This is a genomic window from Chryseolinea lacunae (assembly GCF_016735595.1).
GTDB classification, from domain to species: domain Bacteria; phylum Bacteroidota; class Bacteroidia; order Cytophagales; family Cyclobacteriaceae; genus Chryseolinea; species Chryseolinea lacunae.
Window position 1 is genome coordinate 305,087 of the sequence record NZ_JAERRB010000002.1, and the last position, 17,812, is coordinate 322,898.

General features: G+C 53.7%; 12 protein-coding genes. 9 read left to right on the top strand and 3 right to left on the bottom strand.

Going from position 1 to position 17,812, the window contains the following annotated elements:
• The first annotated feature begins 50 nt into the window (after positions 1–50).
• Positions 51–503: a GNAT family N-acetyltransferase gene (locus JI741_RS07050; protein ID WP_202008341.1), complete on the top strand. Its 453-nt coding sequence runs from the start codon at positions 51–53 to the stop codon at positions 501–503.
• A gap of 20 nt (positions 504–523) precedes the next feature.
• Here the strand turns inward: JI741_RS07050 and JI741_RS07055 are convergent, their stop codons facing one another.
• Positions 524–1,549, bottom strand: coding sequence for a LacI family DNA-binding transcriptional regulator (locus JI741_RS07055; protein ID WP_202008342.1), 1,026 nt, complete (start codon positions 1,547–1,549; stop codon positions 524–526).
• A gap of 528 nt (positions 1,550–2,077) precedes the next feature.
• On the opposite strand from JI741_RS07055, the gene JI741_RS07060 reads away from it, so the two are divergent.
• The 8 genes from JI741_RS07060 (at position 2,078) to JI741_RS07095 (ending at position 15,316) form a co-directional block, all read left to right on the top strand.
• Positions 2,078–5,050: a SusC/RagA family TonB-linked outer membrane protein gene (locus JI741_RS07060; protein WP_202008343.1), complete on the top strand. Its 2,973-nt coding sequence runs from the start codon at positions 2,078–2,080 to the stop codon at positions 5,048–5,050.
• Positions 5,051–5,062: 12 nt separating this feature from the next.
• On the top strand, positions 5,063–6,724 hold the full coding sequence (locus tag JI741_RS07065) for a RagB/SusD family nutrient uptake outer membrane protein (RefSeq protein WP_236675935.1): 1,662 nt from the start codon (positions 5,063–5,065) through the stop codon (positions 6,722–6,724).
• A 77-nt stretch (positions 6,725–6,801) separates the two neighbouring features.
• Positions 6,802–9,126 carry a glycosyl hydrolase family 28 protein gene (locus JI741_RS07070; protein WP_202008344.1) on the top strand — a complete coding sequence of 775 codons (2,325 nt, stop codon included), beginning with the start codon at positions 6,802–6,804 and terminating at the stop codon, positions 9,124–9,126.
• Positions 9,127–9,131: 5 nt separating this feature from the next.
• Complete coding sequence (locus JI741_RS07075) at positions 9,132–10,352, top strand: glycoside hydrolase family 88/105 protein (protein WP_202008345.1); 1,221 nt, start codon at positions 9,132–9,134, stop codon at positions 10,350–10,352.
• A gap of 17 nt (positions 10,353–10,369) precedes the next feature.
• Positions 10,370–11,632 (top strand): DUF4861 domain-containing protein, encoded by a 1,263-nt coding sequence (locus JI741_RS07080; RefSeq protein WP_202008346.1) that lies wholly within the window; start codon positions 10,370–10,372, stop codon positions 11,630–11,632.
• 10 nt (positions 11,633–11,642) lie between these two features.
• Positions 11,643–13,007 (top strand): pectate lyase family protein, encoded by a 1,365-nt coding sequence (locus JI741_RS07085; RefSeq protein WP_236675936.1) that lies wholly within the window; start codon positions 11,643–11,645, stop codon positions 13,005–13,007.
• Positions 13,004–13,960 carry a pectinesterase family protein gene (locus JI741_RS07090; RefSeq protein ID WP_202008347.1) on the top strand — a complete coding sequence of 319 codons (957 nt, stop codon included), beginning with the start codon at positions 13,004–13,006 and terminating at the stop codon, positions 13,958–13,960. The genes JI741_RS07085 and JI741_RS07090 overlap by 4 nt, the downstream gene beginning before the upstream one ends.
• Before the next feature lie 30 nt (positions 13,961–13,990).
• Positions 13,991–15,316: an MFS transporter gene (locus tag JI741_RS07095; protein WP_202008348.1), complete on the top strand. Its 1,326-nt coding sequence runs from the start codon at positions 13,991–13,993 to the stop codon at positions 15,314–15,316.
• Between the two features lie 30 nt (positions 15,317–15,346).
• On the opposite strand, the gene JI741_RS07100 is transcribed toward JI741_RS07095, so the two are convergent.
• Both JI741_RS07100 and JI741_RS07105 read right to left on the bottom strand, forming a co-directional pair.
• On the bottom strand, positions 15,347–15,814 hold the full coding sequence (locus tag JI741_RS07100; protein WP_202008349.1) for a hypothetical protein: 468 nt from the start codon (positions 15,812–15,814) through the stop codon (positions 15,347–15,349).
• Positions 15,811–17,397, bottom strand: coding sequence for a hypothetical protein (locus JI741_RS07105; RefSeq protein WP_202008350.1), 1,587 nt, complete (start codon positions 17,395–17,397; stop codon positions 15,811–15,813). Before JI741_RS07105 ends, JI741_RS07100 begins: the two co-directional genes overlap by 4 nt.
• Positions 17,398–17,812: the final 415 nt, after the last annotated feature.

Consider the following 17,812-nt stretch of genomic DNA (forward strand, 5'->3'; position numbering starts at 1 on the left):
TTGATTGCTATGCATAAAACATTCACATCAAAACAGACCTTTTGCAAACCATGATCGTCATCAAAAGAACCGACTCCACCGACGCAACTTTTCAGAAACTTGTGAAAGCGTTAGACCAAGAGCTGGCCATTCGCGATGGCGATGAACATGTGTTCTATGCACAGCTAAACAAAACGGACCACATCAAACACGTTGTCGTGGCCTATGATCAGGACGTTGCTGTGGGTTGCGGAGCCATCCGACTCTACACTGCAGATACTATGGAGGTGAAGCGAATGTTCGTGCCCCTCGACAAACGCGGGCAAGGCATTGCGTCCAGTGTGTTGGGCGAATTAGAAAAGTGGTGTCGTGAGCTGGGCTTTGCAAAATGCATTCTGGAAACCGGCAAGAACCAACCCGAAGCACTTCGCTTATACGAAAAGAATGGCTACAACATCATTCCCAACTATGGTGCGTATGAGCATGTGGCAAACAGCGTGTGTTTCGAAAAAGTGCTGCGATAAGTTCTATCGCTCTCGTCAGTCTACTTCTTTCTCAACGACGACCTTCTGATAATCAACTCAGGCTTCAACACAATCTTCTGCGGAATAAACTTCCGTTCTCTTGCATTGATCTCTTCCAGGAAGATCTCTGCCGCCGCATTACCAATGCGCATGCTGTGCTGATCCACCGTGGTGAGTGGTGGCTCAGTCACCGACGTGAAGGTTTCATTACTAAACGTCACGATGGCTACATCTTCGGGGATGCGGAGGTTTCTTTCCTTCAAGGCTTCCATCGCGCCCAGTGCGCCCATGGCACTGGCCGAAAACAAACCATCGGGAATTTCTTTTAGCGTGAGCAGGTGTTGCATGCCCGCTTTGCCATCTTCCTGTTGCAGATTGCTTTCTACAACCAGTTCGTCGGCATAGGGGAGGCCGTTGTCGGCGAGGGCTTCGCGGTAGCCGCGGAGACGGTCTTTGAAGATGCTGATCTTGCGCGTGTTGGTGAAGTGGGCGATGCGTTTGCAGCCTTGCTGGATGAGGTGTTCTGTTACTTTATAAGCTCCCAGAAAATCGTCGATCACTACGTTGCTCACTTCCAGCTCGTCGTTGTAGCGGTCGAACATGATGAGTGGGATGCCGCGCTCTTTCACTTTCAGGAAGTGATCGAAGTTCAAGGTCTCTTTGGCGTGCGACACAATGATGCCGTCCACCCGCGCGTTCAGCAACGCTTCCACCGTCGACACTTCTTTTTCGAAGTTGTCGTAGGTCTGGCAGATCATCACGTTGTATTTGGCCGTGTTGGCAATCTCTTCAATGCCCCGCACCACCGACGAAAAGAAACTCCGGTCTACCGTGGGCACAATGATGCCGATGATGTTGCTTTTGCCATTGCGCAGCGCAGCGGCAATGTGGTTGGGCTGGTAGTTTAGTTTCTGTGCCGTTTTGTGAACAGCCTTTTTTGTTTCACTGCTGATTTTCGGGTGATCTTTCAACGCGCGCGACACGGTAGAGGCCGTGATGTTGAGGTGACGCGCAATGTCGTGTATCGTTGTCTTTTCTGTTTTCATGGTATTTGAATCCGCTACGCTCTGGGCTACAAGTTATTTAACGACGATGCCATGCTTTCCATCTTTTCCCGCCCGCACAACGCCATATAGGTCATGAAGAGAACGAAATAAATGCCGGTCCGGGCTATCCAAAGCATAGGATTATCGATTGCGCAATATATACTAAAAACAAACGATTGATATCCTGACCAACCGGAATAATCAAAATCGAATCTCCTAACCATGGCTTAAAAACCCATTCAAAGTATGGCATAAAACACGCTTTGCGAGTGTTTTAGCGCGATTTTTAGAAAAAGTCAACATTTCTTTTGGTTAAGCGAAAAAAGACTGCTAAAATGCAATCGATTGCACTATGCACTCGATTGTTGTACCCCGGGATTGCCTTTGTTAAACCCCTAACCAATATTCTCTATGATGCATTATTTACAACGCTCCCAACGCCCGGAAAGGCGCCATCATTTCCGGTCTTTGTTTCTGAAGAGATGGCTTCTGTTGTTCCTCGTCAGCGCATGTGTTTACATTCCCGTCGTGGCACAAACGGTTACCGTACGTGGCAAGGTGACCTCGGCCGAAGACAACTCGGCCATTCCGGGTGTATCGATCCTGGTGAAAGGCACCGGCCGCGGAACATCGTCTGATGCAAACGGCGAGTATGCCCTCGAGGCAAGTCCCGACGCCACACTCATTTTCTCTTTCATTGGGTATGCACCACAGGAAATTGTGGTGGGTTCAAGAACAACACTCGACGTTGGGCTTGTGGCCGATGTGAAAGAGCTTACCGAAATTGTAGTAGTGGGCTATGGCACCGTGAAAAAAACAGACCTCACCGGCGCGGTGGCTTCTGTTGATCCGGAACAAATCACAAAACGCGGACCCGTGTCGGCACTCGAAGGCACACAAGGTCAGGTGGCCGGCGTAGACATCTCCAATCCCTCGGGACGTCCGGGGGCTGGCTTCAAAGCGCAGATCCGCGGACAACAATCGCTCAAGGGCGGCAACCCGCTCTATGTTGTAGACGGTGTGATCACCGACAACATCGACTTCCTGAATCCACAAGACATTGAACGCATCGACATTTTGAAAGACGCTTCTTCCACCGCCATCTATGGCTCAAGAGGTGCCTACGGTGTGGTGATCGTGACCACGCGACAAGGTGCAAATGTGAAACACAAGGCCGTGATCTCCTACGATGGCTACTATGGTGTGAGAGAAGCTGCACGCCTGCCCGACTTTATGGATGGCGACACCTGGTGGAACTTCAGACAAGACTCCTTCATCACACCCGCCCTCCTGGCCAATCCCCAACTCCCCTACGATTCAAACACCGGCAACAACACCGCCAACAAAGACGAACTGAACCGAAGAATCTCGCAGAAAGATTATACCGACTGGCCCGCACTGTTGATGCAGACCGGCAACCAGCAAAACCATTGGATCTCTGCATCGGGCATGAGCGACAACAAGATTGGTTATGCACTGGGCGTGGGCTACCAGGAAGAAACCGGCAACATTGTGCACGACAAATACAAACGCTATAACTTCAAAGCCAACGTGAGCCATGTGCTCAACGACCAGTGGAGCGCTGGCGCCAATCTGAACATGGCCCTCACCGACCAGGAAGGCGGAAGCCCCAACGCCATGGTGAACGCATTCCGCATGACACCGCTGGTGAAACCCTATGCCACCGATCGTCCCACCGAACTTCTGATTCAACCCGGCAAAGACGGCGCCTACATCGACATGACAAGCTCGGTGAGCCCGTTGGTTGATATGGAAAACGCAAAGAACGACCGTCGCACCTACAACGTGTTGGGAAATGTGTTCCTGCAATATTCACCAGCCAAATGGTTGAAGGTGAAAAGCACATTCGCACCGTCGATGCGCTACAACAAACAAGGCCGCTACTTCGGACCGAACTCCGAAGGACGCGTGGGATTGCTGGGCATGGCCGATCTCAAAACCACCGAAAGTTTTTCGTATGTGTGGGACAACCAGGTGTCGGTGAGCAAAACGGTTAAAGACCACACGTTCGATTTGATGGCACTCTATTCCATGAACTTGTTCCGTGGCGACACCACCACCATGTCGGCAAACAACCTGCCGTTCAACTCCGGCTACAACAACCTGGGCAGTGCGCCCACAGCAGACCAACGCGCCGACACGGGCTTTGGAAAATATTCGCTGCGGTCGTATGCCATCCGCCTGAACTATTCGTGGAAAGAAAAATATTTCATCACGCTGTCAGACCGGTGGGATGGCGCGTCGGTGCTGGCCGAAGGTTATAAGTGGGCATCGTTCCCCTCGGCCGCTGTGTCGTGGAAAATTTCGGAAGAGAAATTCCTGACAAACGTGCGCGCCATCAATCACCTGGCCGCACGCGTCAGCTATGGTCTCACGGGCAACAATGCGGTCGATCCCTACACATCGTCTATCACGGCAAGCCGACAGACCTACTACGACTTCGGGGGCACCAATGCCGGCGGGTTTGCGCCGGTGTTGGGCAACTCGCAATTGGGTTGGGAGCGCACCAGCGAGTTTAACGCCGGTCTCGACTTTGCTTTGCTCGAAGCACGCATCACAGGGTCGGTAGATTTCTACAACAGAATGTCGAAAGACCTGCTCATCAAACGCGACCTTCCGCTGGAGATGGGACACGCCTGGGTGTGGGACAACGTGGCCACCATTCGCAACCGCGGCATCGAAGTGATGGTGAACACCGTGAACGTGCGCACCGACAAACTCACCTGGTCTACGTCGTTCAACTTCACCAAAAACAAAAATGAAATCACCGAACTGCTCAACGGAAAAGAAGACATCGTGGGCAACAAATGGTTTATCGGCCAACCCATACGCGTGAACTATACCTACGAGTTTGCCGGGATCTGGCAGGAGAGCGAACGCGAGCTGGCCAAAAAATACGGACAACTTCCCGGTCAGGCCCGCGTGAAAGATCGCAACGACAACGGCGTGATCGACGCTGGCGACCGCACCGTGATTGGAACACCCATGCCCACCTGGACCGGCGGTGTGTCGACTACGGTTACTTATAAAGGATTTGATTTCTCGGCATCGCTCTTCACACGGCAGGGCGTGCAGGTCTACAGTCCCTTTCACGAAGAGTTTCTCAACTGGGACGATCGCGGCCGGCAGAAGCTGAACGTGGATTGGTATATGCAACCCAACAATGTGACACAGACGCGCGAATCGAACGAATATCCACAACCCAAAAACTTCGGGCCCTATTGGCGCACACAAGCCGGTGTGGCGGCCTACAAAGATGCAAGCTTTGTGAAGATCAAGAACATCACGCTGGGCTACACCATTCCCGCGGCGCTGCTCGAACGGTCGCACATCACCAGCCTGCGGGTGTATGGCAACGTGTTGAATCCATTTGTGTTCACCAAATACGAAGGGTTCGATCCCGAATGGGCCGATTCGGAATATAGCGACGGCGGCATTGCGTCTGTCACCTATCAGTTTGGTATGAACCTGAAGTTTTAAAAAATCAAGCGTATGAAAATCAAATCCATAATCCTTACCATAGTGCTCCTGGCGTCGTTCTCGCGATGCAGCGACTTCATTGAAGAAGAGAACAAATCGAACATCGAGGCCGATCCGTTCTATAAAACAAAAGACGGCTACGAAAGTCTCGTCAACAGCACCTACTCTACCTTGCGCGAAGTCTATGATCTGCCCTGGGTTTTTGAAGCGGGCACCGACATGTACGTGCAGGGCCGCAGCGACAACCAGCCGGAGTCGTTGAGTGAATACAGAAACCTGACACCCGCCGATGTGAACGTGACCACCTTCTATGCGTCCGTCTATCGCGCCATTCAGCGCTGCAACACGGCGCTGTATTACAACGACCTCACGGCACCCACCGACTTGCTGCCGGTGCGCAAAGGTGAAATTCAATTTCTGCGCGCGTTCTATTATTTTCTGCTCGTGCAGCAATTTGGCGGCGTGGCCATTGTGACGGAAAACTTCGATGCGCCTGTGCTGGAGTTTCAGCGCAACACGCCCGAAGAAGTATATGCTTTCATCATCAGCGAAATGGAACAGGCCCTGGCGGCTGTGCCCGAAACCAACACGCAGTTTGGTCGCGTCATCAAACGCGCCGTGCAACACTATCTTGCCAAGGTTCACCTCACGCGCGGCTACACATCGTTTGCCGTCGGCACCGACTTTAGCAAAGCTGCAACCTATGCTGACGCGGCCATTGCCGGACAGGCACTGTCCATCAGCTTCAAGGATCTTTTCTGGCCGGGCAAAGACAAAAACGCCGAAGTGCTTTTCTCTGTGCAGTATGACAAGGCATCCATCCTGAACGCACAAAGCGACGGCAGCAACCAGAACGCGTTCTTTGGTTCGTATCTGGGCGGCGAAGGCGCGGCAAAAGGATATCCCTACAAACAGTACACGCTTTGCGCTACCAAATATTTGTTCGATCTGTTTGATCAGAACGATGTTCGTTTCGAAAACACGTTCATGCTCACGTTCTACGATCGCTACTATGACTACTTTGACAAAAACGCATCGCTGGCAACGTTGAACATCGCCATCTATTTTGCACCGTCGTGGGAAACCGACGAAGCCACCTGGAAGGCCGTGGACCCTGCACGCCGCAATGCTGCGAAGTTTGTTCCTTATTCCGCGGCGTGGGAAGCCAACACCAACAGCGCCGACCGCGCCACACCCACAGTGAAAAAGTTTGAAGACCCCACGTCGGTCTACACCGCCAACGTGAACGGCAACAGCACGCGCGACATCTATCTGGCGCGCCTTGGCGAAACCTATTTGCTCGCGGCAGAAGCCTACCTCAAAGCAGGCGACGCGTCCACGGCGATGGCCCGCATCAACGAAGTGCGCAAGCGCGCCGAACGCACGGCGGGCACATTGGTGTTGACAGATCCCGCAGACGTGACCATCGATTTTATTCTCGACGAAAGAGCACGCGAGCTGGTGGGCGAATATCACCGCTGGATGGATTTGAAACGCACCGGCAAACTGGTGGAGCGCAACCAACTCTTCAACACACCGCTGCGCACCAAATATTTTAACAACGGCATCGATGCTTTTGCAGGATCGGGTGGCGCGCAAAAAATTCTTCGTCCCATTCCGCAACGGGCGTTGGATTTGAACCAGGCCGAGATCGAGCAAAATCCTGGATATTGATTTTTAGTGTTTCAGTCAGAAAATCCCCGCACCGGGCCACGTGGTCCGGGCGGGATTTTTAATTTCCCAAAGCGATTATGAAGCGCACAAAAACAACGCTGGTTCTGGTTCTTACACTATGCCTCTTTTCGTTTGCCACCCTGGCACCGAAGCCGCGCATTTTCCTGGTGGGCGATTCAACCCTGGCCGACAAAAAACCGGAGGTCGCTCCCGAAACCGGGTGGGGAACAGTTTTCAAATCATACATCAACCTCGAGGTGCGCAACCACGCCGTGAACGGGCGAAGCACCCGAAGCTTCAGAACGCTGGGCCACTGGAAAACCGTGGCCGAACAACTGCAACCCGGCGACTGGGTGTTCATTCAATTTGGCCACAACGATTCCAAAGAATCAGACACGTCGCGCTATGCCGCGGCCGACACCGACTACAGAAAGAACCTGACACGCTATGTGCAGGAAATTCGCGCCAAGGGAGCAAAGCCCGTGTTGATCACACCCGTGATGCGAAGAAAGTTTGATGCCTCAGGAAATTTTGTAGACCAGCACGGCGACTACCCGCGCGTGGTGAAAGAAGTGGCGAAGAGCCTGCAGGTGCCCGTGATAGACTTGCACGCAAAAAGCAAAACCATTCTGGTGGCACAAGGCGTGGAAGATTCGAAGCAACTGTTTCTGAACCTCGACAAGCACGTGTGGAAGGGCCATGCCGAAGGCAAAGACGACAACACACACTTCACACCCTATGGCGCGGCGCTCATGGCAAAGGCCGTGGCCGAAGAGATTCGCGACCTTAAACTGGAGTTGGCCGGTAATCTTACAACACTGCCCGTAGGAAAATATGTGTATGAGCTTCCGCACATTGCCGAAGTTTCGTTCCGCAAAGACACCTTCAACATCACAGCCTTCGGCGCCAAACCCGATGGCATCACACTCAATTCAAAAAACATTCAGAGCGCCATCGACTCGTGCCATCGCGCGGGTGGGGGCACCGTGGTGATTCCGGCAGGCCTCTGGCTCACCGGGCCGCTCACCCTTCGCAGCCACGTGAACCTGCACGTGGCCACCGATGCCGTGCTGCAATTCAGCAGCAACACCAACGACTATGCCCTGCTGAAAACCAACTGGGAGGGAGTGGAGGCCATCCGCGCCCAGTCGCCGATCTATGCCGAAGACGCGGTGAACATCGCGATCACCGGCGGCGGAACCCTTGATGGCGCGGGCCAGGTGTGGAGACCCGTAAAGAAAAGCAAACTCACACCACCCGAATGGGAACAACGCGTGGCCAGCGGCGGCGTGCTGAACGACAACAAAGACACCTGGTATCCCACCGAACGCGCACTGCTGGGTTCAAAAGCAAAACGCCCGGGCGTGATTGCCGAAGGCTATGACCTGGAGAAGGCTGCGGCCATCAAAGAATTTCTTCGTCCCAACATGGTGAGTCTTGTGCGGTGCAAGCGTGTGTTGCTGGAGGGCGTCACGTTTCAAAATTCACCGGCGTGGTGTCTGCATCCGTTGCTCACACAACACCTGGTGTTGAGAAATCTCACGGTGCGAAATCCCTGGAATGCACAGAACGGCGATGGCGTTGACATTGAGTCGTGCCGAAATGTGTTGGTAGAAAACAGCACGTTCGATGTGGGCGACGACGGCATCTGCATCAAATCGGGCCGCGACGAAGAAGGCCGCAAGCGCGGCGTGCCCACCGAAGATGTGGTGGTGCGACACTGCACGGTGTTTCATGGCCATGGCGGTTTTGTGGTGGGAAGCGAAATGAGCGGCGGCGCACGAAACATCTTTGTGTCGGACTGCAACTTTCTGGGCACCGACGTGGGCCTTCGCTTCAAGACCACGCGCGGCCGGGGCGGCATCGTGGAAAAGATTTATGTCGACAACATCCGCATGACCAACATTGGCGGCGCGGCCATTTTGTTTGATATGTATTATATGGCAAAAGATCCGCTCGCCGTGTTTTCGGGCGAAGACAAACCGTCTATCGAGTTTCAACCCGTGAACGAAGGCACGCCGCAGTTTCGCGACATCACCATTCGCGGGGTGGCATGCAAGGGAGCGGAGACGGCCATCTTTGTGCGCGGCCTGCCCGAAATGAACATTGCCCGCATTGCCCTGGAAGATATTGTGGTGGAAAGCAAACACGGACTGGTGTGCACCGAAGGCGATGCCGTGTCGCTGAAAAACGCAACGCTCTATTGCGATGACGAAATTGTTGTCGACCTTCAGGATAGCAAGAACGTTGTGCTGGACAATGTGCACTACAAACCCGGAAAAACATTTCTGTCGGTGAAGGGCGGCCGCTCAAAAGACGTGCGCCTGTTGAACGCTACGGTGGCGACAAACGAAATCAAACTTGGTCCGGGCCTTTCGGACAAGATCATTAAACGAAAATAGAAAACATGAAACGTGGATTTGCTTTTGGTATTTTATTAGTCGGCATTGCAGGCCTGGGATGCGAGGCACAGCAGTCTGTAGCCATCAAGATGGCCGAGACGGTGATGTTGACCTATCCCGATTCGATTGTGGTGAAAAAGTATGTGACACACGGTGCCTCCGAAGAACGCATCGAAGAAACAAAATCCAGCCGCCCCGCATTGTGGGACTATGAACAAGGCGTGGTGCTGAAAGGCTTTGACCGCCTCTGGCAACAGACACACGACAAACGTTATCTCGCCTACATGAAAAAGATGACCGACATCTTTGTGAACCCCGACGGCACCATCCGCACCTACGACCTGGTGGACTACAACATAGACGACATCACCCCAGGCCGCGTTCTGCTTTCGCTCTACCAGGAAACAAAAGACGAGAAGTATAAAAAAGCCGCAGGCGAACTGCGCGAACAACTGCGCTGGCAACCGCGCACCAAAGAAGGCGGCTTCTGGCACAAACACCGCTACCCCTACCAGATGTGGCTCGACGGCCTCTACATGGCCGAACCTTTCTATGCCGAATACACCAAACTGACCGGCAACACCAAAGACTTCGACGACATTGCCAACCAATTTATCTGGACCGAAAACCACACCCGCGATGCCAAGACCGGGTTGCTCTATCACGGCTGGGACGAAAGCAAAAAACAACGCTGGGCCAATCCCACCACAGGCCAGTCGCCCGAATTCTGGAGTCGCGCCATGGGATGGTATGCCATGGCGTTGGTAGATGTGCTGGATTATTTTCCGCAGGAACATCCCAAACGAAAAGAATTGATCGCCATTCTGAAGCGCCTGGCCCTGGCGTTGAAAAATTATCAGGACCCCGCCGGTGTGTGGTTTCAGGTCACCGACAAGCAGACCGTGAAAGGAAACTATGCCGAAGCCTCGGGCACGTGCATGATTGTGTATGCCCTGGCCAAAGGCGCGCGACTGGGCTACCTCGACGAAAGCTTCCGCGCCGCAGCCAAGAAAGGCTACGACGGCATTCTGAAAACATTTATCGAAACCGATGCGCAAGGCCGTGTGCACCTCATGAAAACCTGCAGCGGTGCAGGGTTGGGAGGAACGCCCTATCGCGACGGCACCTTTGACTATTATATCAAAGAGCCGCTGCGCACCGACGACCTGAAAGGCATTGGCCCTTTCATACAGGCATCTATCGAAATGGAAATCATTCACAAATAAAAAATCAACGCATCGCCATGTTGAAAAAGATACTCCTGGTGTTGATGATGTTTGCAACCGGCAACCTGTTGGCACAGCAGCTCGACACCGATTTCCCAAAAACCTTCCGCGTCAAAATCACCAACACACAAACCGACGCCCGCGAAAACACACTCGTGGTGCTCTCGCCCGAACAGATACGCAACGTGGCGGGTCAGTTCAATGCAAAAGCGTTTGTGGTGACGGATGGCGGAAAAGAAATTCCCAGTCAATACAACGCGCACGATAAAGACAACGCCGGCATTGTTTTCGTGATCGAAAAGCTTGCTCCATCCGAATCGCGCAACATCGTGGTGCGCTACAACCCCAGCGGCAGCAACCCGCGCACATACGCCAAACAAACCCAGGCCGAACTGTCGCGCAAAACGGGTGGCGAATGGAAAGGACGCGAATACATAGGCGGAACATTTCAGAACGTGGACTACCTGCGCGTGCCGCCCGAACACAAAGACCACTCGTGGTTCATCCGCTACGAAGGGCCGGGGTGGGAGTCAGACAAAGTGGGCTATCGTTTCTATCTCGATCAACGCAACGCTGCCGATGTGTTTGGCAAAAAAACACCCGAACCCGTTTTGCAAAACGTGGGCCTCGACGGCTTCGACTCCTACCACAACCCACAACCGTGGGGCATGGACGTGATGAAAGTGGGCAAGTCGCTCGGCATCGGTTCCATAGGCGCACAGGTTGACGGCAAAACCATTCGCGTAGAAAAAACCGACAGCGTGAGTTGCCGCATCATCGAGAACGGCGCCGTCTATTCATCGCTCCTCACCAACTATTCGGGCTGGCTCGTGGGCACAAAAAAACACGACGTGCAGTCGCGCATCTCCATCCACGCAGGCACACGCCTCACGCACCAACAACTAACGCTCACCAACAATGCCGAAACACTGGTGACGGGCATTGTGAAAGACACCAACGCAAAACTGTTCACCGACAAAGGAAGCGCACAACAATGGGCCTACCTCGCCACCTATGGCAAACAAAGTTTGAATTCGGACGAGCTCGGCCTGGCCGTGCTGGTGAAACCGTTGTCGCTCACGGCATTTGTCGAAGACGAGTTTAGTCACATCGCGCAACTGAAGGTGACGCAAGGCAAACTCGACTACTACTACCTCGCCGCCTGGATCGGCGAACCCGGTGGCATTGCCGACGAGAAACAATTTCTCGACTACGTGAGCCGCGTGGCCAAAGAACTCGCACATCCGGTGAAGGTGGTGTTGACGGCCGACAAGAAATAGCACCCGGCCCATGCGTTGCGCCATCCTCTTTTTCGCAAGCCTCTTGTTGTTGCCGCTGCCCGGTGCAAAAGCACACCACCTGGTTTTGGAAATGAACACGCGCGACACCACCGCGCTGGCATTTCCCGGCGCCGAAGGATTTGGCAAACACACCACCGGTGGTCGCGGCGGCAAAGTCTATGTCGTGAGCAACCTCAACGACAGCGGCGCAGGAAGTTTTCGTGAAGCCGTGGCCGCATCGGGCGCGCGCACTATTTTGTTTGCCGTGTCGGGCAACATCAAACTGAAGTCGCCTCTTCGCATCGAACACGGCAACGTGACCATTGCAGGGCAGTCGGCGCCGGGCGATGGCATTTGCATACAAGACTTTCCCGTCACCATTCATGCCGACAACGTGGTGGTGCGCTTCATGCGTTTTCGCCTGGGCGATCTGGCAAAGCTGGAAGCCGATGCCTTTGGAGGCAACGATGGCAATGCCGACATCATCATCGATCACTGTTCCATTAGCTGGGCCACCGACGAGTGCGCGTCGTTCTATCGCAACAAAAATTTCACCCTGCAGTGGTGCATCATTTCCGAAAGTCTCAATCACTCGGTGCACGCCAAGGGCGACCACGGCTATGGGGGCATCTGGGGTGGCGAAGGCGCCACGTTTCATCACAACCTGGTGGTGTCGCACACCAGCCGGTTGCCGCGCTTCAGCGGGTCGGCCACCACACCCAACACGCCAAACGAGCGCGTCGATTTCAGAAACAACGTGGTGTGCAACTGGGCCGACAACAATGTGTATGGCGGCGAGAAGGGACACTACAACATGGTGAACAACTATTTCAAACCCGGCCCGGCCACACCACAAAAAAAACACTGGTTTGTGAATCCCTATTTGCCCTGCGGCTCTTTCTATGTGGACGGCAACGTGTTTGAAGGCGATGCACACCGTTCGGCGCAGAACTGGGATGGCGTGCACACAGAATATCCAGACTCCGTAAGGGCCACGCAGCCTTTTCACGTCGTGACTATAGCGACGCAACGTGCCGAAGATGCTTTTGCCGCCGTGCTCACATTTTCGGGAGCAAGCCTGCACCGCGACGCCGCCGACACCCGCATTGTGGAAGCGGTGCGCAGCGGAAAGTTTCCGTTTGGCAAAAACAACAACGGCATCATCGACTCGCAAGCCGACGTGGGCGGATGGCCCGTGCTGCTGTCAACAAAAACACCACCCGATGCCAACGGCAACCACTTGCCCGACGCGTGGGAGCAAACACAACACTTGAATGCACACAACGCTTCCGATGCCACGGCGCTGTCAACACAAATGCACTACACACCGCTTGAACAATACCTGAACCACCTCGTGAAAAACTGTATGCCATGAACGCCCCAAAGATTGTTATCGTGCTGTTGTGGAGTGTTGTGGCGTGGCCGTTGCAGGCACAGCCTGCGCCCGACTTCACGGTGGCGGCCGATGGCAGTGGCAACTTCACCACGGTGCAGGAGGCCATCAACGCCGTGCCCGATTTCAGAAAGAACCGCACCACCATCTTTGTGAAACCCGGTGTGTACAAAGAAAAACTGGTGCTGCCAAAATCAAAAAGCAACGTGACGCTGACAGGCGCCGATGCTCTGACAACCATTCTCACCTACGACGACTTTGCCAGCAAGAAAAACAAGTTTGGCGAAGAGATGGGCACCACCGGCTCCACAAGCTTCTATGTTTTTGGCGACGACTTCACGGCCGAAAACATCACCTTCGAAAATTCATCCGGCCCCGTGGGCCAGGCCGTGGCCGTGCGCATCGACGCCGACCGCGTGGTGTTTACACGCTGTCGCTTTCTGGGATGGCAAGACACGCTCTATCCCTTTGGCGAAAAGAGCCGCATCTATTTCAACACATGCTACATTGAAGGTTCGGTCGATTTTATTTTCGGATGGTCAACGGCCGTCTTCGAAGCGTGCACCATCCACTGCAAGAAAAGCGGCTACGTCACCGCCGCCTCAACACCCGAAGGCGCACGTTTTGGTTTTGTATTTCTGAACTGCAAAATCACCGGCGACGCCGAACCCAATTCATTCTACCTCGGCCGCCCGTGGCGACCGTTTGCCAAAACGGTTTTTATCCACTGCACCCTCAGCAACCACATTAAACCCGAAGGCTGGCACAACTGGAGCAAACCCGACGCAGAAAAAACATCCTACTACGCCGAATATAAATCGACCGGCCCCGGTGCCAACCCCACGGCACGCGCCGCGTGGGCACACCAACTCACCGACGACGACGCAAAACAATATACCCTGGAGAACATCTTCGGCGACTGGAAACTGAAATAGCACAGGCCTTCACAAAAAAACACGCACACCATGAACCAGCAACCCACCGCGAGCACCCTAAGCCTGCAAACCGCCGTCCCCCACTATCGGTGGACCATTTGTGCCCTCGTGTTTTTCGCCACCACGGTGAACTACCTCGACCGCTCCGTGATCAGCCTCATGAAAACGGAACTGTCGGCACAGTTTCATTGGGACGACGGCGACTATGCCAACACCGAAATTGCCTTCAAGCTCATGTATGCCTTTGGCATGCTGGGTGCGGGCAGGCTCATGGACAAACTCGGCACAAAGCTTGGCTATTTTCTGGCCACACTGTTCTGGAGCCTCGCCGCCATTGGCCACGCCTTTGCCGCCAGCACACTGGGGTTCATTGTGGCCCGCGCCGCGCTGGGTGCAACCGAGTCGGGAAACTTTCCGGCCGCCATCAAAACCACGGCCGAGTGGTTTCCGAAAAGAGAACGCGCGCTGGCCACGGGCATCTTCAACTCGGGCACCAACGTGGGGGCTATCATCGCGCCCCTCAGCGTGCCCTACATCATTGCCGCGTGGGGGTGGCAGTGGGCGTTTGTCATAACGGGGTCGCTTGGTTTTGTGTGGCTGGTGTTGTGGCTCGTGGTCTATCAGGTGCCATCAAAACACAAAAAACTTTCGCCACAGGAATTTGAATACATCCACAGCGACACCGAAGACAACGCCGCATCGCCCGGCGAAAAAGTTTCGTGGTTCAAGCTGCTGCGCTTTCGCCAGACGTGGGCGTTTGTGCTGGGCAAATTTCTGACCGACCCCATCTGGTGGTTCTATCTTTTCTGGCTCCCCGATTTTCTCACCAGTCAATATGGCCTCACCGGCACCGACCTGTCGTTTCCCGTGGCCGTGGTGTTTGTCATCTCCACGTTTGGCAGCATCTGGGGCGGATGGCTTCCGCTCAGCTTCATCAACAAAGGATGGCCCGTGTTCAAAGCACGCAAAACAGCCATGCTCATCTATGCCTTCCTGGTCATCCCCATAGTGTTTGCACAAATTGCCGGGCAAACCAACATGTGGCTGGCCGTGATTGTGATTGGCATTGCCACCTCGGCCCACCAGGCGTGGAGCGCCAACATCTTCACCACCGTAAGCGACATGTTCCCCAAAAAAGCCGTGGGCTCCATCACCGGCATCGGCGGCATGTTTGGCGGCCTCGGCGGCATCGTGTTCACCCTCTTCGTGCAAAAAGATTTGTTTGTGCACTACCGCGCCATCAACCAAATAGAAACGGCCTACTACATCATGTTCATGATCTGCGGCTCAGCCTATTTGCTGGCGTGGCTTGTGATGCATTTTTTGGTGCCGAAGATGCAGCGGGTGGAGGTGTGATGGATTAAAGTTTTTTTCATAAATATGATATCAATCCCCTTCGTGCACGTTGACCCTCACCGTTGTGACCATTACATAGTCTTTTCGTGAAGTTGTCTCTAGAATGTAGATATGCTTCATTTTTTTGAAATAGACAGCGCCCTTGAATCCTACGTAGTCTCTGGGGTAGTTTTGTGTAATGAAATCTGAGAGTTGCCTGAGGGTAACCGTGTTTTTGTCTTTCAGACTTTCGGCGGGTATTGTGTCGCTTGGTATCGGTTTTGTTGATGTGAATTCCAGCGGATAGCCATTATAGAGATGTGGCACAGAAGAGATTGCGTAATGCACGACGCTATCAGGGTTTGGAGGATCATTGGCGTATTTACCAGGGATGATGGCTTTATGATCGATGCGCGAATCAAACCAGAGCCATAGCGTTGTGTCATTTTTTTGAAGCTGTGCATGCGATAATGTCGCTGCAAACAGCAATGGAAGAAAAAGTTGGCTGCATTTTTTCATTTTATTAATCGCAAGTTGAGTTTGATAGTTTGTTGGTCAAGTCGTCTAAATCCTTTTTGATTTTTTTTCTGTTCGTTCTCGGGTAGGCTTAGAAAGACCGATGTCTTAGTAAGGCCTTGCCAAGCTAAGGCCCTGTACTGATCTGGCGTGAAGGTGGAGTTTGGGTTTGATTTTGCATTAAATTCTACCAAGCCAGCAACAATCAAATCAAGATATTTTTTTGCCATTACTTGGTGATGTGCAAAATTTCCCGGTCCAGGAAGTTTTGATGTTTTTGCCTCAGCATAGGCCTCAAACAACTCCGGAAAATTCATTTTGTTTAGATTTTTATACCCACCAATCTCACTAAGCGTTGCAAATATTTGCGCATGAATCGCCTCATGCAAAAACGTTTTCGCGACCAGCAAGCTGTTTGAGTTCTTAATCAACTTCCGGCTTATGGCTGTTGTCACGGTTTTAAAATTCGAGGACGGTGTGGTTTTGCCGTAGACAGAATCCATATCCTCGACTTTATAGTTTAATATCAATGCACTGTTTTCGCCACTAAAATCCTTAACAATATTTCTAAACGTGGTGAGCCCACCCAGCGCGGTGTAAATGCACATGGCCTTTTTATTGTTCGTTAAACTTGTGTCGAGCCTGATGCGCATGAGGGGCAATGTGGCTGGGGGGAGCACGCCGATGGGATCGTCGTCGTTGTTGTCGGGGTTGGTGTCGTCGAATGTGCCGCCGCCGTCGCAGGCATCGCGGAGCACGAAGATGAGGGCGCGGCCGGGACAGTCTATGACGAGGCCGCCCGTGGTTTCGGATGTGTGCCAGTTGCAATTCGATCCACTTTTGCCGCCACCACCCGTGCCACCTCCACCGCCACCTCCGCCACCCGCGCCGCCGCCAGTTCCGTTCCCACCTCCGCCTGATGTGCCGCCACCACCGGTGCCGATGGGCGACGATTTTCCGGGAGGGCCTGTGGTGTTGCCGCCGCCGGCACCCGGGCCGTTGGTGATGGTTGGTTTTTTCACGATGCCGGGCTTGGCGTCGTCGGAGCAATCGCGGCCGGTGCGGGGTGGGGTGGTGGCGATGGTTTTCACGCCAGCGCCGTCAACAAAGAAGATGCGCATCTGTTCGTGGCCGTCAATGTCCATGAGGGTGAGCATGCCGGTGAAGGATTGGTTGTGGAACACGCCGTGGTGTTGGGCGAGCCACTCGGGGTCGGGTTGGTAGTGGAGGCGGTAGGCAAAGACGGTGGTGTCGGTTTCGCGGAGCACCACGTTTTCGAAGCCGTTGTCGGTTGGGGGCAGCAGCAGGGTGTAGCGGCTGATGCCCCGTTGTGGGTTGGTCACTTTCACGGCCTCGTCGAAGACGAGCGAATCGAACACGGTGCTTTGAGTGCGGCCGTCGGCAACAGGTGCAGGCGCATAGAGTTTGAGCAGCGACAACAGGTTGGCGTCTTTTTTTGGATTGATGTGCGTGTAGCGGGCGCCGTTGTCTGCAACAACAGCAGGAGGACCTTGCAAGGGCTCTTCGCACGAGAAGGCCATGGCCAAGAGCAGGAGGGCCACTGCGCTTCGAACAAATTTCTCCATAAGCGTTGGGGGTTTAGGTTCTTGCCCGCAAGCTTATGGCGCCACACTGCAATGGCTTTGCAGTTTGAAATGGCGTTCGAAATTTGCTTACATCATCTTTTGAGAACACGCAACGTGCCGCCTGCAGCAAAATCAATGCTCTTCACCACGCCAACGGCGATTGCCTTTTTTGAAACGATCCGAAAAAACTATGTTTTCATACATGCTCACAAGCACGCGCCCGGAAGTGGGCTCCATGGATTTCACAGGAGGCGCGGCAACTCTCTATTTCTTTCACGGCGCGAATTCTGAAAAAAACTTCTCCGAACTTCGGCCGGTGCAAAGTTGAGAACACAATGGCAATCGCTTATTTTTGTTTGTAGACCAAAAGGAAAACTTTCGAATGGCCCGCTGCACACACGCAACGTTGCAGGCC

Excerpts from the sequence above, each read along its gene's own strand:
- JI741_RS07050 (WP_202008341.1), top strand. The coding sequence starts at position 51 with ATGATCGTCATCAAAAGAACCGACTCCACCGACGCAACTTTTCAGAAA.
- JI741_RS07055 (WP_202008342.1), bottom strand. The coding sequence starts at position 1,549 with ATGAAAACAGAAAAGACAACGATACACGACATTGCGCGTCACCTCAAC.
- JI741_RS07065 (WP_236675935.1), top strand. The coding sequence starts at position 5,063 with ATGAAAATCAAATCCATAATCCTTACCATAGTGCTCCTGGCGTCGTTC.
- JI741_RS07070 (WP_202008344.1), top strand. The coding sequence starts at position 6,802 with ATGAAGCGCACAAAAACAACGCTGGTTCTGGTTCTTACACTATGCCTC.
- JI741_RS07075 (WP_202008345.1), top strand. The coding sequence starts at position 9,132 with ATGAAACGTGGATTTGCTTTTGGTATTTTATTAGTCGGCATTGCAGGC.
- JI741_RS07080 (WP_202008346.1), top strand. The coding sequence starts at position 10,370 with ATGTTGAAAAAGATACTCCTGGTGTTGATGATGTTTGCAACCGGCAAC.
- JI741_RS07085 (WP_236675936.1), top strand. The coding sequence starts at position 11,643 with ATGCGTTGCGCCATCCTCTTTTTCGCAAGCCTCTTGTTGTTGCCGCTG.
- JI741_RS07090 (WP_202008347.1), top strand. The coding sequence starts at position 13,004 with ATGAACGCCCCAAAGATTGTTATCGTGCTGTTGTGGAGTGTTGTGGCG.
- JI741_RS07095 (WP_202008348.1), top strand. The coding sequence starts at position 13,991 with ATGAACCAGCAACCCACCGCGAGCACCCTAAGCCTGCAAACCGCCGTC.
- JI741_RS07100 (WP_202008349.1), bottom strand. The coding sequence starts at position 15,814 with ATGAAAAAATGCAGCCAACTTTTTCTTCCATTGCTGTTTGCAGCGACA.
- JI741_RS07105 (WP_202008350.1), bottom strand. The coding sequence starts at position 17,397 with ATGGAGAAATTTGTTCGAAGCGCAGTGGCCCTCCTGCTCTTGGCCATG.